General features: G+C 62.8%; 24 protein-coding genes. 9 read left to right on the top strand and 15 right to left on the bottom strand.

The genetic code is table 11. From position 1 onward, the window contains the following. Positions 1-169: 169 nt before the first annotated feature. On the top strand, positions 170-1,387 hold the full coding sequence (locus ACMFWR_RS28550) for an NnrS family protein (RefSeq protein WP_413195739.1): 1,218 nt from the start codon (positions 170-172) through the stop codon (positions 1,385-1,387). Between the two features lie 30 nt (positions 1,388-1,417). Here the strand turns inward: ACMFWR_RS28550 and ACMFWR_RS28545 are convergent, their stop codons facing one another. Beyond that, complete coding sequence (locus tag ACMFWR_RS28545) at positions 1,418-2,344, bottom strand: dicarboxylate transporter/tellurite-resistance protein TehA (protein ID WP_413195738.1); 927 nt, start codon at positions 2,342-2,344, stop codon at positions 1,418-1,420. A 539-nt stretch (positions 2,345-2,883) separates the two neighbouring features. Here ACMFWR_RS28545 and ACMFWR_RS28540 point away from each other — a divergent pair. The 5 genes from ACMFWR_RS28540 (at position 2,884) to ACMFWR_RS28520 (ending at position 8,552) form a co-directional block, all read left to right on the top strand. Further along, on the top strand, positions 2,884-3,189 hold the full coding sequence (locus ACMFWR_RS28540) for an ArsR/SmtB family transcription factor (protein WP_413195737.1): 306 nt from the start codon (positions 2,884-2,886) through the stop codon (positions 3,187-3,189). 50 nt (positions 3,190-3,239) lie between these two features. After that, on the top strand, positions 3,240-4,298 hold the full coding sequence (locus tag ACMFWR_RS28535; RefSeq protein ID WP_413195736.1) for an alkene reductase: 1,059 nt from the start codon (positions 3,240-3,242) through the stop codon (positions 4,296-4,298). A 261-nt stretch (positions 4,299-4,559) separates the two neighbouring features. Continuing rightward, the gene (locus ACMFWR_RS28530) at positions 4,560-5,750 is read left to right on the top strand and encodes an ATP-binding protein (RefSeq protein WP_413195735.1); all 1,191 of its coding nucleotides are present in this window, start codon (positions 4,560-4,562) and stop codon (positions 5,748-5,750) included. Positions 5,751-6,250: 500 nt separating this feature from the next. After that, complete coding sequence (locus ACMFWR_RS28525) at positions 6,251-7,399, top strand: hypothetical protein (RefSeq protein WP_413195734.1); 1,149 nt, start codon at positions 6,251-6,253, stop codon at positions 7,397-7,399. Between the two features lie 235 nt (positions 7,400-7,634). Beyond that, positions 7,635-8,552, top strand: coding sequence for a DMT family transporter (locus ACMFWR_RS28520; protein ID WP_413195733.1), 918 nt, complete (start codon positions 7,635-7,637; stop codon positions 8,550-8,552). Positions 8,553-8,560: 8 nt separating this feature from the next. Here ACMFWR_RS28520 and ACMFWR_RS28515 read toward each other — a convergent pair whose 3' ends face one another. The 4 genes from ACMFWR_RS28515 to ACMFWR_RS28500 form a co-directional block, all read right to left on the bottom strand. Then, positions 8,561-9,034 carry a VOC family protein gene (locus tag ACMFWR_RS28515; protein ID WP_413197374.1) on the bottom strand — a complete coding sequence of 158 codons (474 nt, stop codon included), beginning with the start codon at positions 9,032-9,034 and terminating at the stop codon, positions 8,561-8,563. Between the two features lie 285 nt (positions 9,035-9,319). Continuing rightward, a complete protein-coding gene (locus ACMFWR_RS28510; protein ID WP_413195732.1) occupies positions 9,320-9,625 on the bottom strand; it encodes a hypothetical protein in 306 nt (101 codons plus the stop codon). Positions 9,626-10,263: 638 nt separating this feature from the next. Then, positions 10,264-10,740, bottom strand: a complete 477-nt coding sequence (locus ACMFWR_RS28505; protein ID WP_413195731.1) for a VOC family protein — start codon at positions 10,738-10,740, stop codon at positions 10,264-10,266. A gap of 179 nt (positions 10,741-10,919) precedes the next feature. Continuing rightward, positions 10,920-11,708 carry an AraC family transcriptional regulator gene (locus ACMFWR_RS28500; RefSeq protein WP_413195730.1) on the bottom strand — a complete coding sequence of 263 codons (789 nt, stop codon included), beginning with the start codon at positions 11,706-11,708 and terminating at the stop codon, positions 10,920-10,922. 99 nt (positions 11,709-11,807) lie between these two features. On the opposite strand from ACMFWR_RS28500, the gene ACMFWR_RS28495 reads away from it, so the two are divergent. Further along, positions 11,808-12,704 (top strand): DMT family transporter, encoded by an 897-nt coding sequence (locus ACMFWR_RS28495; RefSeq protein WP_413195729.1) that lies wholly within the window; start codon positions 11,808-11,810, stop codon positions 12,702-12,704. 1 nt (position 12,705) lies between these two features. Here the strand turns inward: ACMFWR_RS28495 and ACMFWR_RS28490 are convergent, their stop codons facing one another. The 4 genes from ACMFWR_RS28490 to ACMFWR_RS28475 form a co-directional block, all read right to left on the bottom strand. Next, complete coding sequence (locus ACMFWR_RS28490; protein WP_413195728.1) at positions 12,706-13,578, bottom strand: alpha/beta hydrolase; 873 nt, start codon at positions 13,576-13,578, stop codon at positions 12,706-12,708. A 95-nt stretch (positions 13,579-13,673) separates the two neighbouring features. Then, complete coding sequence (locus ACMFWR_RS28485) at positions 13,674-15,143, bottom strand: MFS transporter (RefSeq protein WP_413195727.1); 1,470 nt, start codon at positions 15,141-15,143, stop codon at positions 13,674-13,676. Between the two features lie 148 nt (positions 15,144-15,291). Beyond that, complete coding sequence (locus tag ACMFWR_RS28480) at positions 15,292-16,209, bottom strand: hydroxymethylglutaryl-CoA lyase (RefSeq protein ID WP_413197373.1); 918 nt, start codon at positions 16,207-16,209, stop codon at positions 15,292-15,294. A gap of 128 nt (positions 16,210-16,337) precedes the next feature. Further along, a complete protein-coding gene (locus ACMFWR_RS28475) occupies positions 16,338-17,531 on the bottom strand; it encodes a CaiB/BaiF CoA transferase family protein (protein ID WP_413195726.1) in 1,194 nt (397 codons plus the stop codon). A 228-nt stretch (positions 17,532-17,759) separates the two neighbouring features. On the opposite strand from ACMFWR_RS28475, the gene ACMFWR_RS28470 reads away from it, so the two are divergent. Continuing rightward, positions 17,760-18,452 (top strand): ribonuclease T2 family protein, encoded by a 693-nt coding sequence (locus tag ACMFWR_RS28470; protein WP_413195725.1) that lies wholly within the window; start codon positions 17,760-17,762, stop codon positions 18,450-18,452. 16 nt (positions 18,453-18,468) lie between these two features. Here ACMFWR_RS28470 and ACMFWR_RS28465 read toward each other — a convergent pair whose 3' ends face one another. Together ACMFWR_RS28465 and nudC are read right to left on the bottom strand one after the other, a co-directional pair. Continuing rightward, positions 18,469-19,392, bottom strand: coding sequence for a LysR family transcriptional regulator (locus ACMFWR_RS28465; RefSeq protein ID WP_413195724.1), 924 nt, complete (start codon positions 19,390-19,392; stop codon positions 18,469-18,471). Position 19,393: 1 nt separating this feature from the next. After that, on the bottom strand, positions 19,394-20,383 hold the full coding sequence (nudC, locus tag ACMFWR_RS28460) for an NAD(+) diphosphatase (RefSeq protein ID WP_413195723.1): 990 nt from the start codon (positions 20,381-20,383) through the stop codon (positions 19,394-19,396). Between the two features lie 184 nt (positions 20,384-20,567). Between nudC and ACMFWR_RS28455 the strand changes: the two genes are divergently transcribed. After that, positions 20,568-21,197 (top strand): hypothetical protein, encoded by a 630-nt coding sequence (locus ACMFWR_RS28455; RefSeq protein ID WP_413195722.1) that lies wholly within the window; start codon positions 20,568-20,570, stop codon positions 21,195-21,197. A gap of 82 nt (positions 21,198-21,279) precedes the next feature. Here ACMFWR_RS28455 and ACMFWR_RS28450 read toward each other — a convergent pair whose 3' ends face one another. The 4 genes from ACMFWR_RS28450 to xylG all read right to left on the bottom strand — a co-directional run bounded on the left by ACMFWR_RS28450 (position 21,280) and on the right by xylG (position 26,132). Continuing rightward, positions 21,280-21,573, bottom strand: a complete 294-nt coding sequence (locus tag ACMFWR_RS28450) for a hypothetical protein (protein WP_413195721.1) — start codon at positions 21,571-21,573, stop codon at positions 21,280-21,282. 265 nt (positions 21,574-21,838) lie between these two features. Next, a complete protein-coding gene (locus ACMFWR_RS28445; protein ID WP_413195720.1) occupies positions 21,839-22,981 on the bottom strand; it encodes a Rieske 2Fe-2S domain-containing protein in 1,143 nt (380 codons plus the stop codon). A gap of 435 nt (positions 22,982-23,416) precedes the next feature. After that, positions 23,417-24,559: a sugar ABC transporter permease gene (locus tag ACMFWR_RS28440; protein WP_413195719.1), complete on the bottom strand. Its 1,143-nt coding sequence runs from the start codon at positions 24,557-24,559 to the stop codon at positions 23,417-23,419. Between the two features lie 43 nt (positions 24,560-24,602). Next, the gene (gene xylG / locus ACMFWR_RS28435) at positions 24,603-26,132 is read right to left on the bottom strand and encodes a D-xylose ABC transporter ATP-binding protein (RefSeq protein ID WP_413195718.1); all 1,530 of its coding nucleotides are present in this window, start codon (positions 26,130-26,132) and stop codon (positions 24,603-24,605) included. Positions 26,133-26,174 lie beyond the last annotated feature (42 nt).

The raw sequence follows: 26,174 nt of genomic DNA, 5'->3' as shown, positions 1-26,174 counted from the left end.
CGCAGAAGTCCGTGCAGAAGTCCGCTCGACGACGGCCGCTCCTCCTGGCGAAAGTTCAATCCCGCTTCTTCACGTCGTACTTGCCAAGTCACCCGCGCGAATTTAAGCTGTATACGCAATACATCTTATTACGCCAATGCGGCCGATCTTGCAATGGACAATGACATTTATGAAGACCCACGCCCCGCGTCAGACATACGTTGATCTTCCCGGGCCGTATGGCCCTCGCCGTTCATTCGCCTTGTTCGATTTGGGCTTTCGACCCCTGTATCTGGCCGGTGCCGCGTTCGGCGTCGTGGCAATCGCTCTCTGGCTCGCAGTGCTTCGAGGCGCGCTGAGCCCGGGAGACTATCTTCCGGCGATCGCACCTGTCGCATGGCATGCGCACGAGATGATCTTCGGCTTTGCCGCAGCCGTCGTCGTCGGATTCCTTTTGACTGCCGTACGCGCATGGACCGGACTCCAGACGATAAAGGGCGGTAAGCTGGCCGCACTCGTTGCGCTCTGGGTCGTTGCTCGAGTTCTTGTGTGGACCGGCCCTGTTGTGCCGGCGGTGATCGCAGACCTGGCCTTTCTACCCTGCGCCGCGTTCGCGGTGCTTCACACATTGCGCAAGGCCGGCAACAAGCGAAACGAATTCCTCGCGTTCCTGTTGCTCGCCTTTGGTTCTCTCAATGCGTTGTTCCACTTCTACATCTGGGAGAGCAGCGTTGATCACGCACTACGCTGTATCTACGCGGCGATCGGCATCGTGACGCTGTTCGTCTCGGTGATCGGAGGCCGAGTGATCCCGATGTTCACGGCCAATGCCATTCCCGGGTTTGTGGCACGCCGGTGGCGTCCCGTCGAATTCGCGGTACCCGTCTTTACCCTTCTTGCTTCGTTCTCCGATGCGCTGCACCTTCACCCTCTGCTGGTGTTTGCCTTGGCGCTCGCCGCGTTCCTGGTGCATCTCGTACGGATGATCGGCTGGCGGTCCTGGCGCGCGCAACGACCGCCAATTCTGGGTGTGCTGCATCAGGCCTATGCGTGGATTCCCATTGCCTATCTGCTTCTGGCGCTCTGTCAGCTGGGCATCGTCAGCCATACTCTCGCCATCCATGCGTTCACGTTTGGAGCCATCGGCGGCGCAATCATTGCCATGATCACGCGCACAGCGCGCGGGCACACCGGCCTCCCCCTGATTGCGAGCCGCAAGGACATGGGCTCGTACCAATTGGTGATGATGGGTGCGGTCGCCCGAGTTTTTGGGCCGATTCTTGTGCCGAGTCTCTACCTTGCGTGGATCGACATAGCGGGAGCGTGCTGGATCCTGGCGTTCGCGATCTATGTCTTCGGCTATGCGCGCGCGCTCTGCCGCCCACGTGCCGACGGAAAGCCCGGCTAACTGGCCGATGCCACCGATCCCGCTGCTTTTTCAGCGGCGAGCGAACGCCGACAACACTGCGTTTGTCGCGCTCCGTACGCAGAGATATCCGATGAGTACGTTCGCGCCGACAAACAAGGGAAATGCCAGGGTCTTCGACACCGGCTCCCCATTGATCGCGAGCTTGATGCTGACGAGCGTGGCCGAGGTCGTACCGAAAGCGTAAGCCCACCACGAAAGCGCAAAGGCTTGTTTTCCGAGCCAGCGGCGAAGACGCAACGCCACCGCCATCTGGAACAGTGCGTAGCCCAGCAACATCACGGGCCACGGTGCAACGCAGTGGGGCTGAATCACCATCAACGCCGATGCACAGACCGCGGGCGGCGCAAACTGGATACCGATCATCGGTCGTTGCGCAACCGGGACAGGCTCGCTATGCCATAGCCGCTTGATCACGAGTGGCTCCAGAGCGAGCCAAGAAAACACACCCGCACCAAAGAGCAACCACGCCCATTGCTCGCAACCGAGCGCGGCCAGCGCCGCGGCCCCGGTGAAATTCCCCGCAACCGTGGGGAGATATACGGTGGGCGCAGTGTCCGTAGTCTGGCGTCCGCCTTGCCATAGCGCACCCGTGTGCCAGATTGAGAATGCGAGGTGCATGACCAGTCCGCCAACCGTCAAGACAATGGCGAAGGTGCGCGAAAGCGGGAGAACTGCTTGCGCCACCAAAAAGGTCGAAATTCCCAGCAGTGCGGGCGTGCCTCCTGCAATGGGGTGACGGCACTCCTGTGCCGCCCTCGAGGGGAATCGGGTGGCGTGCGCCAGATACGCGAGCACGAGTGCGACCCATAACAGCACGGTGCAAGCCAGTACGACCGTGCCGACGGAGGGCGGAATCTGCCAAAGGCGACTCCCGAAGCGCCATGCCTGACCGACATTGGCAAGGCCAAGCACCATACTCAGCAACGCGGCCGGCACGCCGGCGTCGGTGACGCTCCGGGTTGCCCGGGTTCTGCTGGAATGATCTCGAGTGATCGGCGAAGGGGAAACGAGAGACTTTGACTGACCGCGATCGTTGGCGTGAGCTTCCATAAGCTAAGACGGTGTCGCGCGATGCGTCGTCTCGGTTCCTGTCATCGCTCCGCGCGTTGGAGCTTGGCGTTGAGGGATCGCGCGCGTCGGTATGCGACGTCGCTCGCGCGCCATTTAAGGTGTATACGTTATACACCTTTAAAGCGTATCGATATAGCCAATCCACGCGAAAACGAGGAAGCCGGCGGCATGAGCCGCACACAGCCCCCTCCCCGCAATCCCCCCACCCCGAATGCGGTCAAACTTCCATATCGTCTTTTTCCGATATAAGATTCGAACTTAGACGATATACGTTGGCGCTCGCGTCGGCGGATCGGGTGAAGTAAGGTGTCGGTCACCGCAGTTCAGTCCAGACGGCTGGCCCTGCGGTTGGGCCTCCTTACCTACCCCGATCTACCTCAGCTTGCGCTTTGGCCCCACGACCGATGGACATCGACGCGATTCACAAGGCACTGGCGAACCCGGTGCGCCGCGAAATCCTGCAATGGCTCAAAGAGCCCGAGCGGTATTTCCCGGAACAGGCGCAACAGCCCCATTCGTTCACGCACGGCGTCTGCGCCGGGCAGTTCGATTGCCGCTGCAGCCTGTCGCAATCGACGGTGTCGGCACACCTCGCGACGCTGCAGCGCGCGGGCCTTGTGACGACACAACGCATCGGACAGTGGGTGTACTTCAAGCGAAACGAAGAAACGATTCAGGCCTTTCTTGCCACGTTGGGCAACGAACTCTGACTCGGCTCTTCGAGCCCTCCGCGCCCCAGCTGCTTACATAGGTAGATCTCATGCCCAATCTTTTCGATCCGATCCAGATCGGCGACCTCACGCTCAAGAACCGCATCTTCATGGCGCCGCTGACGCGCACCCGCGCTGTCGACGCACGCGTTCCCAACGCGCTGATGGCGCAGTACTACCGCGAACGTGCATCGGCCGGCCTGATCCTGTCGGAAGCCACGTCGGTCACTCCGCAAGGCGTCGGCTACCCCGATACGCCGGGAATCTGGAACGACGAACAAGTCGAAGGGTGGAAGCTCACGACGCAAGCCGTGCATGAAGCCGGCGGCAAGATCTTCCTGCAACTGTGGCACGTGGGCCGCATCTCGGACCCCGTCTACCTCGACGGCGAACTGCCGGTTGCGCCGAGCGCGATCGCTGCTCAGGGCCATGTCAGCCTCGTGCGTCCGGAAAAGGCGTTCGTGACGCCGCGCGCCCTCGACCTCACCGAGATCCCGGGCATCGTCGCGGCCTATCGCAAGGGCGCGGAAAACGCCAAGAAGGCCGGCTTTGACGGCGTCGAAATCCACGGCGCAAACGGCTATCTGCTCGACCAGTTCCTGCAGGACAGCACGAACCAGCGCACCGACGCGTACGGCGGCTCGATCGAGAACCGTGCACGTCTGCTGCTCGAAGTCACGGACGCGGCCATCGAAGTCTGGGGCGCCGATCGTGTCGGTATGCACCTTGCACCGCGCCGCGATGCTCACTCGATGGGTGATTCGGACCCGATCGGCACGTTCGGCTACGTCGCAAAGGAACTCGGCAAGCGCAAGATCGCCTTTATCTGCGCTCGTGAAGCGATCGGCGAAGACAGCCTCGGACCGCAGCTCAAGAAGCTGTTCGGCGGCGTGTATGTCGCGAACGAATCGCTGACGAAGGCCACTGCGCAGCAACTGCTCGATAGCGGCGACGCGGATGCCGTGGCATTCGGCAAGCTGTTCATTTCGAATCCGGATCTGCCGGTACGCCTCGAGCGCGACGCCCCCCTGAACAAGTGGGTTGCCGAAACGTTCTACGCCAAGGGCACGCTGGGCTATACGGACTACCCGGCGCTCGAAACGGCTTAAGAGATCGGACGGGCACAACGACCCGGCTGCGATGTTGCGCCGCCGCGGTCGGCCTTCGTAGGTCCTCTCCGTCTTGACGGAGACCTGTAACAAGTACGTGGTGAGTCCGTGGTGCGCAAACGTTGAAGAACGTCTTGCACAGCACGTTAAAACAGCTGTTGCGCGCGCGGAGCGGCCCTCGAGGTCGCCGCGCGCGTTTTTCATTTTGTGGGTTAGCATGACCGGGATCGGACTGTAGACGGCCCGGGAGGCGGCCCGCCCATGAACGAAGGTGACGAAGCCATCGCTCGCGATGTCGCGGCAGTGAATCGCATCAGCGTGGTGCCGGCGATGCTTCGAGTCATCTGCAAGCACACGGGACTGGGTTTTGCCGCCGTGGCGCGCGTCACCGATAGCTCATGGACGGCCTGCGCCGTTCAGGACAACATCAACTTCGGCCTCCGGCCAGGCGGCAAGCTCGATATTTCGACCACGCTGTGCCTGGAGTCTCGCGCCGCCCGGCGCCCCGTGGTCATCGACCACGCGACCAACGATCCGATCTACCGCGACCACCCCACGCCGCGCATTTATCACATCGAAAGCTATATCTCGGTGCCGATCATCCTGCCGAGCGGCGAATACTTCGGCAATCTCTGCGCGGTCGACCCGCGCCCCGCGGTCGTCTCCGACACCCGGACCGTTGCCATGTTCACGCTGTTCGCAGAACTGATCGCCCTGCAGCTCGACAGCGAAGCACGCGAACCGGCGGCCGAAACCGGGCGACCGGTTCAGCGTGCCAATTCGGCGCTCCGCGACGAGTACCTCGCGCTGCTCGGGCAGGATCTGCGCGGACAGGCCGAGTCGGTCGACAGCATCGCGCGCAGCCTCGCCGCGCACACTTCGGACCCCGAAGTCCAATCGATCAACGATCGGCTCACCGCGGGTACACAGCGCATGCGGCGGCGCATCGACGAAGTGATCGATTTCACCTGGGCGCGGCTCGGCTCAGGTATCGAAGTCGTCAAGCTGCCGGTCGAGGGCATGGAACAGGCGCTCGATGCCGTCGTGGCGGACCATCGGCTGCGCCACCCTCAGCGCGTCATCGACAGCTCGATTGCCGTTGACGGGCGAGTGGTCTGCGACCGCACGCGCGTCCAGCAGCTGGTCTCCAACCTGGTCGAAAACGCGCTTGTCTATAGTGCGGCCGATTCGCGAGTCACGGTCGAAGCCCATCTCGAGCGCGGCATGCTCGTGATCCGCGTCGCCAATCGCGGTGCGCCGATCTCGCAAGATGAACTCGTGCGCATTTTCGAGCCCCGCGCTCGCGAGAAAACGGACTCAGGCGAGGCCGGTTTAGGACTCGGCCTGTATCTCTGCGCGCAGATCGTCAACGCTCATGCAGGGTCTTTGCAGGTCAGTTCGTCGGCCCGCGACGGCACTTGCTTCGTTGCCATGCTGCCAACGGGCAAATAAAGCCCAAAAAAATTCTTTTTACTCCCCCGTAGAAACACTGAATCCTGCCCGCCGCCCCTTACGAAGGGCACGTTTCGGCGTCCAATTGGGGACGGCGTGTAAGCAAAACGTCGCGCGAAGCCTTACAGCACGGCATTCGCGACAAACGCCAATCTATCGCCCCTTTCCGCCAATCGCAAACTGCTTCTCTGCGTTTAGTTAATTGTATAACTATTCAAGAATCGTTCCTCCTGCTTTTTTAAAGTAAATCAGACCATTTACACCCGGCAAATAGAAAAACAATTTCGTTTCAGACGTCCGTTCAAATCTCCGCTTTAGGGTTCGAGCAGATACTCCTGTGGCGAACCGCACAGACCGTGTTTCCCATCGTGCCATTGTTAGGACGCTCTCAAATTCATTAGCAGAGCAAAGGAATGGGGCGTCATTTACTTACGCGCTTCACGCCTAAGTATTGATTACTTAATGCGGGGTGGACGATGCGAGTCACTGGTAAAACTTTCGTGAATATTAGTTTCCGAATTGCGGGCGTGTTTCTTATTGCCACGATTCCGGTTTTCTCTTACGCACAAGCCGATTCGGAAGCCGATGTTTCCGATACGGTAACCACGCCGACAGGCAGCCAGTCGAATGGCATCAATTGCTATCACTCGACCAACAAGTATTGCAATAACGGGCGCGACGGCGACCCGGCGATCGGCGGGCTGGCTCAGAACGCCGGGCCCGGCGGAGCGGCTGGCTCGGGCACAGGATCCGGCGCGGGATCGGCCGGCACCGACGGGCCCGCTGTAGGCGGCGCAGGCGGCGGCGGTGCCGGGAAGGGCACTAGCACGGGTGGCTCAGCCGGTTCCGGATCCGGTACAGGTGGCGGCGCAGGCGGCGGTTCGGGCGGCAGCGGCGGCGGGACAGGTGGATCTGGCGGCAGCGGTGGCGGCTCTGGCGGCGGTACGGGCGGCGGCGGTTCGGGTGGTTCGGGCGGCACAGGCGGTGGTTCCGGTGGAGGAACCGGCGGAAGCAGCTCAGGTGGCTCGGGCGGACATGGTGGTGGCTCGGGTGGCGGATCGGGAGGCAGCGGCTCGGGTGGCGCCGGTGGCAGCGGCGGTGGATCCGGCGGCGGAACGGGAGGCAGTGGTTCCGGCGGCTCGGGTGGACACGGCGGCGGCTCCGGAGGCGGGTCGGGAGGAAGCGGTTCAGGTGGCTCCGGCGGCAGCGGCGGTGGTTCGGGTGGCGGCTCCGGCGGCGGCGGCTCAGGAGGTGCCGGCGGTAGCGGTAGCGGTGGCGGCGCCGGTGGCGGTGCCGGCGGCGGCGCAGGTGGTGGTGCAGGCGGCGGCGCCGGTGGAAATGGCGGCAGTTCCGGTGGATCGTCCGGCGGCACGGGCGGCAGTGGCGCCGGCGGTTCGGGCGGCCACGGCGGTAGCTCCGGCGGCGGAAGTGGCGGCCCTGGAGGCAGCGGCTCGGGTGGCGGTTCGGGCAGCGGCTCCGGCGGTAACGGCGGCAACGGTGGATCGAGCGGCGGCGGAAGCGGTCACGGCAGCGGCGGCGGCAGCTCGGGCGGCGGAACTGGCGGTAACGGTGGCGCGGGCGGATCGAGCGGTGGCCACGGATCGGGTGGCCACGGCGCCGGTTGCGGCGGTGGCGGTCACGGCCACTAAGGCTAGTGCGGGTGCGGGTGCTGGTGCTGGTGCTGGTGCTGGTGCTGGTGCTGGTGCTGGTGCTGGTGCTGAAGCCAAGGCTAAGGTCGAAGCCTAAGCCGACTCAGACTGAGGCTCCGACGGCGAATAACGCACCACAGCGTCGCGACAACAAGCGCGACACTGTGCGTCAGACGTATTCCGCTCAGCGGCGTGGAGTGGTAGAAACAAAGCCACCTCCATCGCCGAACGGGCCATGTCCTCTGCTACTTCGCTGTCTGCCGACACGCAGCCTCGCTGGCTCAAAGCCGCGCCCGCCCTGTTCCTGCTTCTTTGGTCGAGCGGCTTTGTCTTTCTCAAGCTCGGACTTCAATACGCGGACCCGCTGACATTTCTGGCGCTGCGGTACGCGTGTGTCGTCGGCATCCTGATCGTGCCGGCGGTGTGGCTGCGGCCCGCACTCCCCGCTTCGCCTCGCGCATGGCTTCACCTCGCGACGGTCGGGCTGCTGATTCAGGCAGCCTATTTTTCGTTTATCTATCTGAGCCTGAAACTGGGCGTGTCCGCCGGCGCCGCTGCCTTGATCACCTCTCAGCAGCCGATTCTGGTCGGCCTGCTCGCACCGGCGATCGCAAAGGAACGTGTCGACCTCGCACGCTGGACCGGTCTTGCACTCGGCGTCACGGGCGCTGCGTGGGTGATCGTAGCGCGCTCATCGATTGAAGTCACATCAGCGCTCGGGCTGACGTTTGCCGTCCTTGCACTCGCAGCCATGACGGCCGGCACGCTCTGGGAAAAGCGCTTTGGCACGCAGACCCATCCCGTCACGAGCAATCTCGTTCAGTACTCGGTTGGCCTTGCAGTGGCTGCACCGCTCGCATGGGTGCTCGAGCCGATGCATATCGACTGGACCGCAGGCCTGATCGGATCACTCTCTTATCTCGTGCTCTTCAATTCGATCATCGCGATCACGCTGCTGCTCACGATGCTTCGATATGGCGAAGCGTCACGCGTGTCCGCATTGTTCTTTCTCGTGCCGCCCGTGACTGCGCTGATTGCGCGTGTCGTGCTCGGCGAGCCCATCCCTTTAATGGTGTGGCCCGGCATGGCGCTCGCCGCGGCAGGTCTCTATCTTGTGATGCGGGACGCGCGCCCCGCATCCTGCCGCCGCTGACCCCTACGTCAGGACGGCTGTGACATCTTGCGCATCGCGTCCTGCATTTCTTCGGCAGTCACATCGCGCTGGTGCGTCGCGACCGACCACTTGTGGCCAAACGGATCCTGCACCTGACCATAGCGATCGCCCCAGAACATATCGGCGGCCGGCATGGTGACCGTCGCGCCGGCCGCTTCAGCCGTGGCGATCGTGGCGTCCGCATCGGGCACGTAGAGATGGATGGTCACGGGCGAGCCCTTGAGCGCGATCGGCCCGAGCGCTTTCCATTCAGGCATTTCGTCGACGAGCATCACGACCGAATCGCCAATGCGAAGGGCGGCGTGCATCAGCTTGCCTGCCTGCCCGGGCAGACGCGTAATCTCGGTCGCGCCAAAGGCCTGCTTGTAAAAGTCGATGGCTTTGGCTGCACCCGCCACAACGAGATGCGGTGTGACCGAGTGCATGCCTTCGGGCATCCATTTGACTGCGTTCGTCATGATCAAAGCTCCGGAGTAGATTGCCGCGATAGTGTCTGCAGACGACGCAGCGCCTGCGCGGGAACAGACCGTCATTGTTTTCGTTCGCCCCCGCTGCAATGACGATCGGCGAAGGGCCGTTTCGACGCAAGCGCAAACGTTATTTCGACGGCCACAAAAAAAGCCCCTGCCGATGCTACTCGGTCAGGGGCTCGATGTCGTCGTGTCGAACGATCGATTCGATTCAACGCGATTCAATCGTCACGCAACGGTCACGTGGTCACGCAACGGCACGACTCAGGTCACGAATCAGTTGTGATGGTCGTGATCGTCGTGATGATCGTCGTGGCGGTACGGGTCGTGGTCATGCGGGTGATGACGCATCCAGTCGTCGTGGGCCCAATAACGGTGGCCGTCCCAATAGCGGTCGCCGTGCCAGCCGATATTGATCGAGACGTCAACCGGCATCATGTGCGGTTGCACGTAAGCGGGCGCTGCGTCGTCACGCACGATCACGCGATCCGACTGGGCGAATGCGCTACCGGTTGCGACGAGTGCCGCGCTCGCGGCGAGCGTTGCAATAAGCACGCGCGGGATCTTGTTCAAGGTCTTCATGGCCGATCTCCTTAAGAGGTTTCGCTGCAGATGACGGGGCGTGGTGCAAGTCGTCCGGTATTGCCCGCTGTCGCCGCGAAGACTTCGCGATGTAGCGGGCTGCGCGATCAAAAGCGATGACGCGGGTCGAATCGACCGGCACCTGACGCGTTCAAGAGTCATTCGCGTCATTGCCCTGCTGCTGGTACCCAATGTATCGATCGCCCCGTGTCATAGAAGTGAGGCCTTGTAAGAGATCTTTTCCGAGCCACGGGTTAACCACGAAGCCCGTCATATCGAAAAAAACCTTGCGTGGGCAACGTATTACGCTGCCCTGACGGCGTCTTTCGAATCGGAACGTTGAAAAGCGTTGTAATAAAAAGCGGCCGAATTTCGCGGGTCTGCGGGCCGATCGCCGGCCCGGAAGACCTGCTCACTGCATCCATCAGTCATTTCGACCGGGTAACGGACAAATCGGACAGAGCTACCGGCACCGACGCAGAGCGCGCCCGCCGCCTGCTTCGCCAAGCGCGCGCTCTTCGGCCCTCGCTCGTGGCAAGCGGAACCCTTAAACGTTGCCCTTGGGCTGCAGGCCATCGCCGTCACCTTCTGCCGGGCCGTCCCAGCCACGTTTCCCCGCCCGCCGCCCTTCGGGCGCTTTACGCCCCGGCGTGCGCCTTTTCGAGCGTCGGCAGATCGAGCTTGACCATCTGGAACATCGCCTCCATCACGCGCTTGCTCTTCACCGGGTCGGGATCGTTGATCAGGTCGAATATCTTGCGCGGCGTGACTTGCCATGCCACCCCGTATTTGTCCTTGAGCCAGCCGCACTGCATGGTCTGCCCGCCGCCCGATAGCAATTTGTCCCAGAGATCATCGAGCTCGGCCTGAGATTCGCAATTGATCATGAATGAGATCGCGGGCGTGAAACTGAATGCCGAGCCGCCGTTCAGTGCGACGAAGCGCTGGCCGAAGGCTTCGAACTCAACCGTCATGACCGCGCCCTTCGGGCCAGGGCCCGCGTCGCCGTATCGCATGACGCTTTTGATCTGCGAGCCGGGAAAGACGCTCGTATAGAAATTCGCGGCCTCTTCAGCCTGGCCCTGAAACCAGAGGAAAGTCGACAACTTATGCATACATGCTCCCGTTGGTTGAACAATGCCGGTCCGGGTCCACGCGGCGCATGGCCACTCGATTAAACCGTCCCGCTTCTACGACGAATGCACCCCGCCGAACAAGACAGGGCGAAACGCATTCCACTCAAAGACTTTGTTCCAGCACGCGAACGCTTTGCGTCGGCGACACGCACGCGCCGCTACCCTTCGTCCCGCCCCTGGCGTCGATACCGCTCCGGCGAGAACCCGGTCTGCTTGCGAAACATCGCGATAAAGGCCGACGGCGTCGAATAGTTCAGGCGCGCCGCGATCTCATGCACCGCCACCTCTTCGCGCAGCCACGCGAGCGCGCGCAACAAGCGCACGCGATTTCGCCATTGCACGAAACTCACGCCAAGCTCGGCCTGAAACCGGCGCGCCAGCGTACGTTCAGTGCTGTGCACACGCGATGCCCACTCGGCGAGCGACGTCGAATCAGCCGGATCGAGCCGGATGGCACGCAGGATGGGTTCGAGCTGGCGGTCGGCGCTGTCGGGCAGATAACTGTCTTCCCGGCCCGCCCTCGCGAGGTGTTCGACCAACAGCTCGGCCTGACGCGCATCCCACGGATCGCTCATCGCCGACACACGACGCGTGCAAAAGTCATCGAACAGCGCGCGCACGAGCGGTGTTTGCGCGATCAGACACCCATCCTCCGGTAAACGTTTCGCGAGCGCGTCGCTCACGTAGACCGAAATATAGTCGGCTGCCTGTCTGATAAAAGCCGCGTGAGGGACTCGTCCCGGGACCCAGATCACGTATTCCGACGGCGCAGTGAGCTTGCGATCCTCGAACTCGATTTCCATCAGTCCGAGGTTGATCCGGCTCAATTGTCCCCACGGATGAATGTGAAATTCGAAATCGGTGTCGGGCTCAAAGTGGTCGTAACGAATGTGCACCGGCTGAGGTTCCGGCACCTGCAAATCGCTCTCGAAGTAGTGGAACTTCACGTTGTCGCCTTCGACTCATCGGGTTGTCCGGTTTGCATTATATAAATCAGATCGGACAGCACTACACTACGTCCAACTTTTCATGCAGGACGCATCAACATGGCTGTGCTCTTTCCTTTGCTCGCAGTGCTGATCTGGGCCGCGAACACCATCGTCTCGAAGGCGGCTGCCGGCGTGCTCGACCCGGCGGCGATTTCGTTCTATCGCTGGGCGCTCGCTGCCCTGGTGCTGACACCGATGTGCGCGCGCCCGTTGTGGCGCCGGCGCAGCGAAGTGCGCCCGTGGCTCGGCCGCTTTGCCGCCCTGTCGCTGATGGGCATGGTCATGTATCAGTGCCTCGCGTATTACGCGGCTCACAGCACGAGCGCGACCAATATGGGCGTAATCTGCGCGCTGATTCCGATGCTGGTGCTCGTGATCAATGGCGTGGTGTTCCGGCAGCGCGTCAGCGGTGCGGCCATGATCGGCGTGGCGATTTCGTTTGCGGGCGTCATCTGGCTGCTGAGCCGCGGCAACCCCGCCAGCCTGCTGGCTTCAGGGGTCAATCGCGGCGACGCGCTGATGCTCGTCGGCGCGGCGGCATATGCGCTCTACGGCGTGCTGTATCGCCGTTGGGCGCCGCCTTTCGGGCTCTGGATCAACCTCTATGTGCAGGTGCTGATCGCCGTCGTGATGCTGATCCCGCTCGCGCTGAGCGCACATAGCCTTGCTGTTCCGCTGGCAGGCGTCGGACTCATCGTGTTTGCCGGGATCGCGTCGTCCGTCATCGCTTCGTATTTCTGGATGCTCGGCATCGAGCGCATTGGCAGCGAGCGTACGGCGGTTCTGATGAACATGCTGCCGCTGTTCACGGCCATGTTCGCGAGCGTGCTGCTCGGCGAAACGATCCAGCGTCACCACTGGATCGGCGGTGGCCTGATCCTGATCGGCGTGAGCCTCACACAGGGGACGTTCGGCCTGCTGTTCGGACGCAGGACACTGGCCGCAGCGCGTTAAGCTAAATCCGCGCGACGATCCAGGCGATCAGCGCATCAATGACTCGGTCGCGCTCGATGTCGTTCATCGTCTCGTGATAACCACCTTCATACATCGTCACGGTACGGTCGGGTGACCCGACCTGCGCGCCAAATTCCCGGCTGCCTTCTGGCTCGGTCAGCTTGTCCGCGGTGCCGTGGAAAACCAGGACCGGCAAACGTAGCGCCGCCCGTCCTCGTGCGATGCGCGCCATGCCGTCGAGAATCTCGGCGCCGGTGCGTGCCGGCACTGCGCCGTGGTGAACGAGTGGGTCGTTGCGACTTTCTTCGACGATGACCGGATCGCGCGACAACGGCGAGGCATCGATCTTCATCGCCGGGAAATTCGGCATCCAGCGACTGATGAGGCGACTCAGCGGGATCATCCACTTGGGAACATCGCGTCCCGGCGCGAGCGCAGCGCTCGACAGAATGAGTCCGACGCACGGCGCCCCGCTCGGATCGAGGCGCTCGACGGCATAGAGCGCCGCAATCGCCCCGCCCATGCTGTGCCCCATCAGGAACAATGGCGTTCCGCGGCGGGACGCGACGCTGAGCAGTGCCTGCGTATCGTCGAGATACTGATCGAACCGGTCGACCCACACGCGCTTGCCGGGCGAATGCCCATGTCCGCGCAGATCGACACTCAGCAATTCGATGCCGGCCGCATTGAGCCGCTCGGCCAGCGCCGCGTAACGCCCCGCGTGTTCGGCCAGACCGTGCACGAGAGCAACGGTAGCCCGCGCCACGCCGGCCACGGGCCAGTGGTAAATCGCGAGTTCGATGCCGTCGCGTGTCCGGACCGTGGAGACCCGGGCCGCCGTAGGGGCGCTGCGCATATCCTGCGTCATGTCCATCGTGGCGATCCTGACGTGAAGTGAACCGTCGGATCATAAAACACACGCATCGATGCGCGGATAGGGAGACGCCCGAAGTCGCTTGGCGCTGCCTCTTACCGCGTGTGCGTCGGATCCTTGTCCCGAAGCGCTGCCGGCATGGCGAACGCGACGATCAACGCGCAGACAACTGTCATCGCGCCGATCACATAAAGCGCAGGCGTCGTGCTGCCCGTCAGGTCATGAATGCGTCCAACCATAATCGGGCTTACGATCCCGCCAAGCTGGCCGAGCGTATTGATCAGCGCGATACCGCCTGCCGCCCCTGCACCGCTCAGCAACTTCGGTGGCAGCGCCCAGAATGCGGGAATCGAAGCTACAACGCCGGCGCCCATGACGCCCAGCGCCACGATCAGCCACGTGGTCTGTGTATCGAAGACCCCCGCCGCGACAAAACCTGCTGCCGCCAGAACCAGCAATGCGCACACATACTTGCGGCGTTCGCCGCTTGCATCCGACATCCGGCCGACCACCACCATGCAGATCGCACCGCAGATATACGGCACGGCCGTCAGGAACCCGATCATTGCCGGGTTGTGCGTGCCGGCCGCCCGAATCAAATGAGGCGCCCAGAAGTTCAGTCCGTACGAAGCGACCTGAATCAGGAAATAGACCAGCCCCAGCGTGAGGAAACCCGGCGTGCGAATCGCGCCGATCAGGGAATGTGCGCGCGTCGAATGCTTTTGCGGCGCAGTCACGTGTTGTGACAGCTGCGCTTTCTCGCCCGTGCTCAGCCATGTCGCATCCTCGATGCGATCGTCGAGAAAGCGCAACACGAGCAGGCCAAGCGCCACGCAAGGCACACCACCCAGCAAAAACAGCCAGTGCCAGCCCGGTACGCCGAGCACGCCGTCGAGATGACCCAGCACAAGACCCGAGACGGGCGCACCCAGCAAACCCGAAAACGCGGATGCAAGGAACAGCAGCGAGGTATTGCGTCCACGATGGCTCGCCGGGAACCAGAGCGTCAGGTAATAGAGCACGCCCGGCGCAAAGCCGGCTTCCATCGCGCCGATCGTGAATCGCAGCGCGTAGAACTGCCACTCGTTCGACACGAACATCATGAGCGCTGTGGCAATGCCCCATGAAATCATGATGCGGGCAATCCACCGCCGCGCACCGACCTTGTAGAGAAAGAGGTTGCTCGGTACCTCGAACAGCACGTAGCCGATCACGAACAGGCTCGCTCCGAGGCCGTACGCCGTGTCGCTCAGGCCGAGCTGACTTTGCAACTGGAACTTCGCGAAGCTGATATTGATGCGATCGAAGAACGCGAAGAGGTAGCACGTCATGATCACGGGCATGAGGCGCCACGTGACTTTGCGCACGATCGCCGAGAGCGTGAGGTTCTCTGACGTGGCGTTCAGACCCGTGTGCGAGCGTTCTTTACCTGTGCCCTCGGGGTGCGCAGTGTCGGCGCCATCACGCGCCCCGGCACCCTGTGGTTCGAGCGACGGTTCGAGCGCGTCGTCGACCGTCGATACGGAAGAAGCGCGGCGTGCTGCCGCGAAATCGATTTGGCTCATGGCCTGTCTCCTTGTCGGGATCGCGCTGCGATCCCGTTTTTTTCGAGTGCTTGCGTCTTTTTTTAAGTGCTGGATAAAACGTGTGCTGCTAGTGGGCCGAGTTCGCTGGCCCGTGATTCAAACGGTCCCCATGTGGCCTGCTGCAATCTCAGGCAGCGACCGCATACTCGGGCGCCGGATGCAGATCGCGATTGCGTCCTGCCTTCGCGACCTGCCCGGGCACGTCATGCCCGAGCAACGCGGGCAATCCGCGTGACAGCGCGATCAGCCCATCGAGATCGATCCCGTGCGGGATGCCCATCTCTTCGCACATGTTTGCGAGGTCTTCGGTGCAGATATTTCCCGACGCGCCTGGTGCGAACGGACAACCGCCAAGCCCGCCGAGCGAAGCGTCAAAGCGCCGCGCGCCTGCTTCATACGCTGCGAGCACATTGGCGAGCCCCAGTCCGCGCGTGTTGTGAAAGTGAAGCGTCAGCGCCTCCGGTCCGACACGCCCGAGCGCGCGCTTGACGATGCGCGACACCTGGCGCGGGTTGGCCATGCCGGTCGTATCGGCGAGCGTGATGCCGGTCATGCCGAGCGCGAGGTAGGCATCGATGATCGAGACCACGCGATCCTCATCGATGTGACCTTCGAACGGGCAACCGAACGCCGTGGCAACGGTGCCGTTGAGCAAGACTCGCGTGTGACGCGTCAGCTCGACGATGCCGCCGAACCCGGCAAGCGATGCGTCGCAGCTCATGCGCATGTTCGCGCGATTGTGGGTTTCGCTCGCCGACATCACGAGGTTGAGCTCATCGGCGAATGCTTCGAGCGCGCGCTCGGCACCGCGTGCGTTCGGCACCAGCCCGACGTAGATCACGCCGGGCTTGCGTGTGATCCGCAGGAACACTTCTTCGCCATCGCGCAGGGCCGGAATCGCCTTGGGCGACACGAATGACCCTGCTTCGATACGCGTGAACCCTATGTTCGACAGCGAATCGATCAGCGCGACCTTGTCGTCGGTTTCAACCCACGTTGGCTCGATCTGCAGACCATCGCGTGGCGCCACTTCCTGAATGATCATGCGGTCCGCGGCATGCGCGCGATGTGTGGCTTCGTTCAACGTGTCGATCTCCGTTCGCGCGATGGTGTCCCTGCGTTTGACCCGGGGGCGCACAACGGGCGATGGTGTGCTCCGTTTGAAGGGCGCGGTCATTGGATGGCTCCAGCCTGACGCAGCGCATCGATCTGATCGGCGGCAAAACCCAGGTCCGCGAGCACAGACGAAGTGTGCTCGCCCAGCGACGGGCCGCTCCAGTTGACGCTGCCGGGGGTCTCGGACAGTGCCGGCACGATGCCGGGCATCTTGACGCGCGCGCCGTCGGGCAATGTGGTGTCGAGCAACATGCCACGCGCCTGATAGTGCGGATCGGCAACGATATCGGCCACCGAATAGATCCGGCCGGCCGGTACGCCGGCCTGTTCGAGGGCGGCAAGAACGTCGGCCGCGTCGTGCTGCGACGTCCATGCGGCGATGGCCGCATCGAGCATCTCGCACTGAGCGGCGCGACCGTCGTTGCGCTCGAGCGCAGGGTCGTCGCGCAGGTCCGGGCGCCCGATCACCTCCATCAGGCGCCGGAAGATCGGATCGCTGTTGCCCGCAATGACGATATAGCTGTCGTCGCGAGTCGGGTAGGTATTCGAAGGTGCAATGCCGGGCAGCGCACCACCGCTGCGTTCGCGGACATGGCCCAGCATGTCGTATTCGGGTACGAGGCTTTCCATCAGGTTGAACACGCTTTCGACGAGCGACACGTCGACCACCTGACCGTCGCCCTTGCCCGTCTTCACGCGGAGCAACGACATCAACGCGCCCATCACGCCATGCATCGAGGCAAGCGAGTCGCCGAGGCTGATGCCCACGCGGGCCGGTGCACCGTCGACTTCGCCCGTGGTGTAACGGATTCCGCCCATGGCCTCGCCTATCGCACCGAAGCCGGGACGATCGCGATACGGGCCGGTCTGGCCGTAGCCCGAAATCCGTACCATCGTCAGTTTCGGATTCAGTGCATGCAGCGTGTCCCAGCCGAGACCGAGCCGCTCAAGTGCACCGGGGCGCATGTTCTCGATCAGGACGTCGGCTTGCCCGGCAAGCTGACGCACGATCGCAATGCCCTCTTCCGACTTGAGGTTCACGCAAATCGACTTCTTGTTGCGTGATTGCAGATACCACCAGAGCGATGTGCCGTCGTGGAGCTTTCGCCATTTGCGAAGCGGGTCGCCTGACTCGGGTGCTTCGATCTTGATGACCTCGGCGCCAAATTCGGCCATCAGACGAGCGGCGAAGGGGGCGGCGATCAGCGTCCCGATTTCAATGACGCGAATGCCTTCAAGCGGTCCAGCCATGATGCGTGTCTCCGGATTTCTATTTGATGGAGACAGGCTACGACCGCGGGATGGCGCGGGTCCAACCGTAATTCGGCAATGACCGTTCGCGAACGGCGAACGCTCGGGCCGATCAATCGCTCAGGCGTTCTGCCGAAACAATTCAATGATATAAATCCCCGGGCCAGCCGCAGAGCGGGTGGCGCCCGGTCCGCTGTCCCCCTTCGAACGGTGAAACAGGAGTCACAGATGAACGCCTTGGCCCGTCTTGTAGTCGTGCTGCTCGTGCTGTGCTCGTCGAACGTGGTCGAAGCGCGTTCGCACCACCATCACGGGTCACAGTCCGACTCGCAGTCACAGGGCAATACGCCCGGACAGTTCGACTACTACCTGCTGTCTCTGAGCTGGTCGCCCGACTATTGCAGCGGCCATCCCAACGACACCCAGCAATGCGGCGCACAGCGCTACGGCTTTGTCCTGCACGGGTTGTGGCCGCAGTTCAACAGCGGGTATCCGCAGAACTGCTCCAATGACGCCATGCCGGCGGCAGTCAGGCAGCAGTACGCGGGCCTCTATCCGAGCGACAAGCTCATGGATCACGAATGGCCCAAACACGGCACGTGCTCCGGCCTCTCGGCCGCCGACTATCTGGCGCTGTCGAAGAAGCTCAAGGACAGCGTCAACATCCCGCAGCGCTATCAGTCGCCGGCCCAACCGTTCAGAACGACGATCAGTACCCTTCAGGGCGACTTCTCGCAGGCCAATCCCGGCATGTCGCCCGACTCGGTCACGATGATCTGTTCGGGCTCGGGCCGCTTCCTCGAGGAAATCCACATCTGCTATGAAAAGGACGGCCACCCGCGCAGCTGCGGTGACGACGTGCAGAAGCAGATGCAGAAGTCATGTGGCCAGCCGGACTTTCTTGTGAAGAGCCTTCGATAGCGACACGGATTTACCGTTACGCCGCCCGGCCGGCTTCGACCGATGCGAGATGATCGAATAGCAGACGGCTCACCGGGGAAAGCGATTCGACTTCGCGCGTCACGATGATCAGTTGCCGGCGCGCCCATTCATCTTCGAGCTTGACGGCGCGGAGATCGAGCGCGCGACCGATAAAGTTGAACACGTCGAGCGGCAACACACCGAGCCCCATGCCCGCCTGAACCATCCGGCACACCGCATCGAAACCCGGCACATGGATGCGCAGGCGCATGGGTCGTCCCGCCTGTTGCGCGGCGAGGTGCGTGCGCATATTGATCGAGCTCGCCGAGTGCAGCCCGACATGATCGCTGTCAAGCGTATCGGCGAACAGCACGGACTTGCGTCGCGCAAGACGATGATCGGGCCGCATGACGACCACGAGTTGGTCATGCCGGTAGTGCGTTGCGGTCAGCCCCCGTGTATCGGACTCTCCGGAGCAGATGCCGAGATCGGCAAGGCTGTCCGCTACGGCTTCAACGACCCCGCCGCTTGGGCGCTCTTCGAGATCGACCTTGACGCGCGCATGCGCATCGAGGAAAGCGCGCAGATCCTCGGGCAGGAACTCGACGATCGCCGACAGGTTCGCCATCATCCGGACGTAGCCCCGTACACCGCTCGCATGTTCCGCGAGTTCGACGCCGATATTTTCAACGTCGCGCAGCACGCGCCGGGCGTGATAAAGCAACGTCTCGCCGGCCGCGGTCAGCGTCATCCCGCGCGCCTGGCGCACGAATAGCGACGCTCCGACGGCCTGCTCGAGTTCGAGCAGGCGCTTGCTTGCCGCCGATACCGCGATCGTTTCACGCTCCGCCGCACGCGTGAGGGTGCCTTCCTCGTGCACGGCCAGGAACAGCTGAAGCGTCGTGAGATCGAGGCGGCGTGCGAGGTTATGAATGGTCACGTCAGACCGCAGCGCCAAGCACGGTGGTGTCGTTGTCCACAAAGGCCTTGAGCAGATGATGGGCGATCGCGAACGGCTTGGGTGCGGAAAGCCCCGTAGCGTGGGTGCCTTCCAGCATGTCGCGCACCTCGTCGCGCGAGAACCAGCGTGCATCCTCGAGTTCGGTCGTGTCGACGACAATCTCGGTGCTGCTCGCGCGCGCAAAGCAGCCGATCATCAGCGACGACGGGAACGGCCAGGGTTGTGAGGCGAAATACGTGACGTGCGCGCAGTCAATGCCCGCCTCTTCATGCACTTCCCGCCGCACGGCGTCTTCGATGGTTTCACCGGGTTCGAGAAACCCCGCCAGCGCCGAATACATGCCTGGGGCGAACCGTGCCTGCCGTCCGAGCAGACAACGGTCGCCATCGATCGCGAGCATGATCACGACCGGGTCGACCCGCGGGAAATGCTGCGCTCCGCAGTTGTCACATTCACGACGCCAGCCCGCCGCAGACACCCGGCTGGGCGCACCGCAATTCGCGCAGAATCGATGCCGCGCATGCCAGTCGAGCATGGCCTTGGCCCCGCCGAGCTCACCGAGCACGTCCGCCGACACGAGTCCTCGCATCGCGATCGCGCGCAGGTCGACGAGTTCGATATTCGGCTGCTGTGCGACACGCTCGGCCATGTCCTTATCGAGCGACACCGCAAAAAAGGCCACGCCTTCCGCGTCGACGCCCAGAAAGATATCGCGCACCGGGGTGCCGAGCGACGCGAGCGCCGTCCGCGAAAACAGGACGCTGTACTGCTCACCGTGCCGTGCGAGTACCGGGACATCACCGACCAGCACCATATAGCGCGTCGAGGCGTGCTGCCGTTTTTCGTCGACAAACGCATCGTCGTCGCGAAACGGCGACAGGCGATCGAGCGGATTCAGGCTGAATCCGACGGCCGCCGAGCGGTCGAACACGCTCGGAACGGCGGCTAGAGTGGTCTCGGTGGGGTCCAAGGTCAGGGCTCGTTCGTGAAAAACCCGGCGCAGGGCCGCCGGGCAGCGCCATACCTTAGCACCGTTGCGAAACGCTTGCCGAGAGCGCCGCGCAACAATGACCGGCCCGACCGGGGGTCGATACGGATGACCGGCATTTCATACGGTATATACTGTTTCGGTATTTAACATCCGGAGAACCGCATTGACTACCGCGAAGACCAAGGCCCCGACCAACAAAGTGTTCCATTTTCCCAAGGGCGACACCATGCAAGCTGACGAAACCCAGCAAGACGCCGCCAAGCCGGCGACGCGCAGCAAAGCCAAGTCCGCTGCCCCGAAAGCTGCGGCCGCCGCGAAGAAGCCCGCCGCGACCAAGAAGACTGCCGCTGTGAAACCCGCGGCCAAGGCCGAGGCCAAGACCGCGAAACCCGCCAAGGCGGCCAAGCCTGCCAAGCCCGCCAAACCTGTGAAGGCGACGGCCAAGGCGGAAAAGCCGGCCGCCGACAAGAAGGCAGCGGCACCCAAGGCGCCCAAGACGACCAGCAGCAAGAAGGCTGCAGCCGCGCCCGCTGCGGACAAGGCCGTTCAGGACAAGAAGCCGAAGGCACCGAAGGTTGAAAAGGTCGTACGCGACAGCTTCACGATGCCGAAGTCCGATTACGCCAAGATCGCTGCACTCAAGCAAAAGTGCCTCGACGAAGGCGTGCACGTGAAGAAGAGCGAACTCCTGCGTGCCGGCCTCCTGCTGCTCGAAGCCGCGCCGATCAAACGCCTGGTTGCCGCCATCGGCGAACTCGAGACGGTCAAGACGGGTCGCCCCGCCAATTCGTGATCACACCGTGATCAAAAAAAGCCCTCGCAACCTTGAACGGGTTGCGAGGGCTTTTTGCTTTCTACCCTTTGCCGACAGACACTCACATCGGCTTGTGCGCTTCGTTCCCGGCTCCCGGGAAAAACGCGTTCCAGACCGCACGCACGCCCTCTGCCGCCGCGACATCGGCGCCGAACGTCTCCGCATCGCGCACCTTCGACGGATCTTTGGAAAGGCCGCGCCAGTGTGTAAAAACGAGCGGCGGCTTCTCGGTCCACTTGCCGTCGCTGTACTTTGCAAACGCCGTTTCACCGCTCACGAGCTGAACTTCGTACCAGCCCTCGCGCACCGGTGAGTACTGTTCGAGCGGATACCAGCCGGTCGGGTCGATGTGCATGCTGTCGCCTCCAGGATCGGAATGTTGTGAGCGACAGCGCCGCAGGCTTCGTGCCAATTGCGGGCAAAGGGTGAACAAAGCGGCCAGAACCGGGGCGCAATCGGCCGATCCGCCGCGATCACGGCAGCCCGGCCATCGGCACGTTACAGCGCAAAGGTGTAAAAAATCGGGCCGCGCCGGGAAAAAACTACGCGACCAGGCAGACACCCCACGCCGGAATCACGCACTCCGGCGCACGACTTTGTCAGAGACAGGCAGAGGCAGACTATTCCGTGGCGGCCGCCGTTTGTGGCAACAACGCGAAGCGCCGGTCGACGAGCCGGACCGGCGGAGCGCCGCACTCGACGAGCAAGGCGCGCAGATCGTTGATCACCGGAAAGACTTCGTGATTCCAGTCCGCGCCCTGACGATCGTGAGCGAGCTGCTCGCGCTCGACGATCTCGCGATCCTCCTTGAAGATCCGTTCCGTGAACCAGACCAGCGCGGGCCATGCAAGATCGAGCAGCACCGGCCAGCCGGGCTTGCGGATCGACAGCAGGCCGAAGGTCCGGTTGGTCCGTTGTTCCTTGTCGAGCGGGATATAGCAGATCCACAGTTCCATCACGAGCGTGCCGCTGCCGCTGACGATCTTCAGGTTCTGATACGGATACTGCGTCCGGATCGTCATGACGTCCTTGGCCTGCTCGGTAGACGCCGTACGACGTTGCTTGAACACCAGCGCCTCGCCGATCGGCTGGCGCCCCGCCTCGCGGGCAAAGGTGTAGTCGACTTCGACCCAGTCGTCGCCCTTGCGGCGTCCGAGCGAGCGCGCGCGCATCTGCCCCATTTGACGGCGATGCAGGAACTGATGGTTCATATCCATCAGGTTTTCGTGCATGAAGCTGTAGTGGCACGCGACTTCGCGCCCGAAACGTCGTGTCTTGTACTTCGGATCGGCCACCGAGCCGAGTCGCGGGAACGGCACGTCGGCGGCCTTGGCGGCGTCACCCGGGAAAATAAAGATCAGGCCCTGCTCTTCGCGGCACGGGTAGGAACGCACGCCGTTGGGCAAACGCTCCTTGCCGAGGTACGGCACATCGGTGCATTTGCCCGAGCAATCGTATGTCCAGCCATGGTATCCGCAGCGAATCCCATCCCCTTCCACGACCCCCATATGCAGCGGCACCTGGCGATGCGCGCAACGGTCTTCAAGCGCGTGCACGACGCCGGCTTCGGTGCGAAACAGCACGATGGGGTCGCCACCAAAGGTGGTGCCGTGCGTCTTGCCTCGCTTGACCTCGGGCGACCACGCGATCGGGTACCAGAAATCGGGGTGAATATCGACGCGTCGCAAATCACGCTTGCGCGGGGTCGGCGTGGTACTGCCCGACGATGCGTCTTCGGATTCCAACGGGGGGGCTGCGTGCATGCTCGACGACTCCGCTAACGCTCTGTGCGTTGTTCTGTTGCGTTTCAGATGCCCGGATGGCGGCCCAATCCTTGCCGCAGCGGATCGCGCCACGGCCCGCCAGCAGCGAACGAACGGCGACAAGTCTAACCCGAATAAACAGCGAGGGGAGTCAGGCGTGCCCCGGACGCGCGTCAGGCGCAAACCGTGTGCCTGACCTGTGCAGAGCCGGGCGCAACGCCGGCGGAGGGTCGCCGCCGGACGATTGCACCCGGGCGGACGACACTCCGGACGACGCATCGCCGGCAAGCAGGCCGCCCGAAAACGCAAACGGCACGCTCGCTGGCGTGCCGTTTGTGTCCACTCACATCCGTTCAGGTCAAGCCATCAGAAAGGCTAAGTCAGCCCCTCGAAAACCGTATTGACCGATATCAATCGTGAACGATCGGTGACCGATCAGCGGCGATTCGACCCCGACACCACGTCGATCCAGACCGCGAGCACGAGAATCGTGCCTTTGACGATCATCTGCCAGTACGCATCGACGTCGAGCATCGACATGCCGTTATCGAGGCTCGCCATCACGAGCGCGCCGATCAACGCACCGTAGACCGTGCCCGAGCCGCCACGCATCGACGTGCCGCCGATAAAGCACGCGGCGATCGCGTCGAGTTCGCCCATATTCCCGGCCGAAGGCGACCCCGCTGCGAGACGTGCGGTGTTGACCAGCCCCGCGAACGCCGCCATCAGGCCCATCAGCGAGAAGATCGTGAGCTTGACGCGGTTCACATTGACGCCTGACAGACGCGTGGCTTCCATATTCGAACCTACCGCATAGATACGGCGTCCGAACACGGTCTGCGTCGCGATATACGTGAACACGCCCAGCACGACCAGCAGCAACAGCACCGGCACCGGAATGCCGCCGTAGTTGTCGAGCGTGGCGATAAACGCGAACAGGATCAGACCCGCGGCGATGACCTTCACGACGTCCTGCCAGAACGGCACGACGGCGAGCTGGTACTTCATGCGGCTTTGACGCTGCCGGAACGTCAGGAAAGCGAGCAGCAGGAAGAGCACGACGCACAGTGCATCGCCGACGATGCGCGGCAGATAGCCCTGGCCGATGACCACGAACGAATCGGACACCGGCGCAATCGTCGAGCCGCCGGTCAGCCCGAGCAGCACGCCCCGGTAGGCCAGCATGCCGCCCAAGCCGACGATAAACGACGGAATCCGGCGATACGTCGACAGGTAACCGTTGAACGCGCCAAGCGCCAGGCCCGCGACGAGCACGACAGCGACGGTCGGCGCGATCGGCCAGTTGTGCGTGACGTTCAGGATCGCGCCGATGCCGCCGAGCAAGCCGAGCAACGAGCCGACCGACAGATCGATTTCACCTGAAATGATGATGAACACCATGCCGCTCGCGAGCATGCCCGTGATCGACATTTGGCGCAGCAGGTTCGAGACATTGCGCGGCGTCAGAAACGCGCCCTGCGTCAGCGATGCGAAGAACGCCCAGATGATGGCGATCGCGATCAGCAGCGCAAGGATCTTGTAGCGCGAGAAGAACTGTTGGAATTTTTGTGAATGCATGGATCCGGTCCTTCGAAATAAGTGCTAGCCGGGTATGGGAGGATCAGGCCGCCTGGGCGCCGATCGCCGCGGCCATGATGCGTTCCTGGGTCAGGCCCTCGTTGACGAAATCGCCGCGCAATTTGCCCTCGCCGATCACCAACACGCGATCGCTGACGCCGAGCACCTCAGGCAACTCCGACGAGACCATCACGATGGCCATGCCGCGGCGCGCGAGTTCGAACATAAGCTTGTAGATCTCGTACTTCGCGCCGACGTCGACACCGCGCGTGGGCTCGTCAAAAATCACGACCTTCGGATGCGGCAGCAGCATCTTGGTCAGCACGGCCTTTTGCTGGTTGCCGCCGGACAGGTCGGCAATCGACAGCATCGGGCTAGCAGCCTTGATCGCGAGCCGCTTCATCTCGGTGCGAATCGTGTCGAGTTCCGCCGCCGAATCGATGCGTCCGAACTTCGAGAACTTGTCGAGCACGGCGAGCGTGATGTTGTGGCCGACCGAGAGCGCCGGCACGATGCCGTGACGCTTGCGGTCTTCCGGCACCATCGCGATACCCGCAGCCAGCGCGTCGAGCGGAGACGTGATCTTGACGGGCTTGCCTTCGATCAGGACCTCGGCTTCATAGAGGCCCGGATAGGCGCCGAACACGGCTTGCATCAGCTCGGTACGGCCGGCTCCGACCAGCCCCGCGACGCCGAGAATCTCGCCGGCGCGCACGGAGAACGACACGTCGTCGACGCGCTTGCGCAGCGGATTCGTCGTGTCCTGGCAGGTCACATGGCGGACCTCCATCAGCACGTCGCCGATATCGTGCGGCTCTTTCGGGAACAGCTGCGTGATCTCGCGTCCGACCATCAGTGAAATGATCTTGCCACGATCGAGCTCAGCCATCGGCACGGTCGCGACATGGCGTCCGTCGCGGATCACGGCGACCGTGTCGCAGACTGCTTCGACTTCGTCGAGCTTGTGCGAGATATAGACGCACGCGACACCTTTTTTCTTGAGGTCGCGCACGATGCGCAGCAGCGTTTCCGTTTCGCTCGACGTCAGTGACGACGACGGCTCATCGAGAATCAGCAGGCGCGTCTTCTTGTTGAGCGCCTTGGCGATTTCGATCAACTGCTGATGACCGCCGCCATAGTTCATGACGGGCTGCGCGACGTTGATGTCCTTCAGATTCAGTTCGGCGAGCAGCTTCTCGGCGCCCTGATACATCGCGCCGTAGTTCATGCGTCCGCCGGGCAACGTGATCTCGTTACCCAGATAAATGTTTTCGGCAACCGACAGCTGCGGCACGAGCATCAGTTCCTGATGGATGATGACGATGCCGGCATGTTCGGTGTCGCGCACGTTCTGCGCCTTGAGTTCCTGGCCGTCCCAGAAAATCTGGCCGTCCCAGGTCCCGTGCGGATACACCGCCGAGAGCACTTTCATCAGCGTCGATTTGCCCGCGCCATTTTCGCCGCACAGGCCGACGCATTCGCCGGCCGACACTTTGAGGTCGATACCGTCGAGTGCCTTCGCGCCACCAAACGACTTCTTGATGTCGCGCATTTCCAGCAGAGGCGTTCCCATCTGTTCTCCTTCGCGTAACGGACTTGCTACCCGTCGATGCGA

The sequence above is a fragment of the Pararobbsia alpina genome, assembly GCF_965118125.1.
Lineage (GTDB): Bacteria > Pseudomonadota > Gammaproteobacteria > Burkholderiales > Burkholderiaceae > Pararobbsia > Pararobbsia alpina_A.
The sequence above is the reverse complement of the archived record's forward strand: the minus strand, read 5'-3'. Positions and strand labels throughout refer to the sequence as shown.

What these genes read in the sequence shown, in the direction of transcription:
- ACMFWR_RS28475 (WP_413195726.1), bottom strand. Translation starts at nt 17,531, where the DNA reads ATGGCTGGACCGCTTGAAGGCATTCGCGTCATTGAAATCGGGACGCTG.
- ACMFWR_RS28550 (WP_413195739.1), top strand. Translation starts at nt 170, where the DNA reads ATGAAGACCCACGCCCCGCGTCAGACATACGTTGATCTTCCCGGGCCG.
- ACMFWR_RS28495 (WP_413195729.1), top strand. Translation starts at nt 11,808, where the DNA reads ATGGCTGTGCTCTTTCCTTTGCTCGCAGTGCTGATCTGGGCCGCGAAC.
- ACMFWR_RS28530 (WP_413195735.1), top strand. Translation starts at nt 4,560, where the DNA reads ATGAACGAAGGTGACGAAGCCATCGCTCGCGATGTCGCGGCAGTGAAT.
- ACMFWR_RS28505 (WP_413195731.1), bottom strand. Translation starts at nt 10,740, where the DNA reads ATGCATAAGTTGTCGACTTTCCTCTGGTTTCAGGGCCAGGCTGAAGAG.
- ACMFWR_RS28490 (WP_413195728.1), bottom strand. Translation starts at nt 13,578, where the DNA reads ATGGACATGACGCAGGATATGCGCAGCGCCCCTACGGCGGCCCGGGTC.
- ACMFWR_RS28440 (WP_413195719.1), bottom strand. Translation starts at nt 24,559, where the DNA reads ATGCATTCACAAAAATTCCAACAGTTCTTCTCGCGCTACAAGATCCTT.
- ACMFWR_RS28535 (WP_413195736.1), top strand. Translation starts at nt 3,240, where the DNA reads ATGCCCAATCTTTTCGATCCGATCCAGATCGGCGACCTCACGCTCAAG.
- ACMFWR_RS28520 (WP_413195733.1), top strand. Translation starts at nt 7,635, where the DNA reads ATGTCCTCTGCTACTTCGCTGTCTGCCGACACGCAGCCTCGCTGGCTC.
- xylG (WP_413195718.1), bottom strand. Translation starts at nt 26,132, where the DNA reads ATGGGAACGCCTCTGCTGGAAATGCGCGACATCAAGAAGTCGTTTGGT.
- ACMFWR_RS28540 (WP_413195737.1), top strand. Translation starts at nt 2,884, where the DNA reads ATGGACATCGACGCGATTCACAAGGCACTGGCGAACCCGGTGCGCCGC.
- ACMFWR_RS28510 (WP_413195732.1), bottom strand. Translation starts at nt 9,625, where the DNA reads ATGAAGACCTTGAACAAGATCCCGCGCGTGCTTATTGCAACGCTCGCC.
- ACMFWR_RS28445 (WP_413195720.1), bottom strand. Translation starts at nt 22,981, where the DNA reads ATGCACGCAGCCCCCCCGTTGGAATCCGAAGACGCATCGTCGGGCAGT.
- ACMFWR_RS28480 (WP_413197373.1), bottom strand. Translation starts at nt 16,209, where the DNA reads ATGATCATTCAGGAAGTGGCGCCACGCGATGGTCTGCAGATCGAGCCA.
- ACMFWR_RS28470 (WP_413195725.1), top strand. Translation starts at nt 17,760, where the DNA reads ATGAACGCCTTGGCCCGTCTTGTAGTCGTGCTGCTCGTGCTGTGCTCG.
- ACMFWR_RS28450 (WP_413195721.1), bottom strand. Translation starts at nt 21,573, where the DNA reads ATGCACATCGACCCGACCGGCTGGTATCCGCTCGAACAGTACTCACCG.
- ACMFWR_RS28485 (WP_413195727.1), bottom strand. Translation starts at nt 15,143, where the DNA reads ATGAGCCAAATCGATTTCGCGGCAGCACGCCGCGCTTCTTCCGTATCG.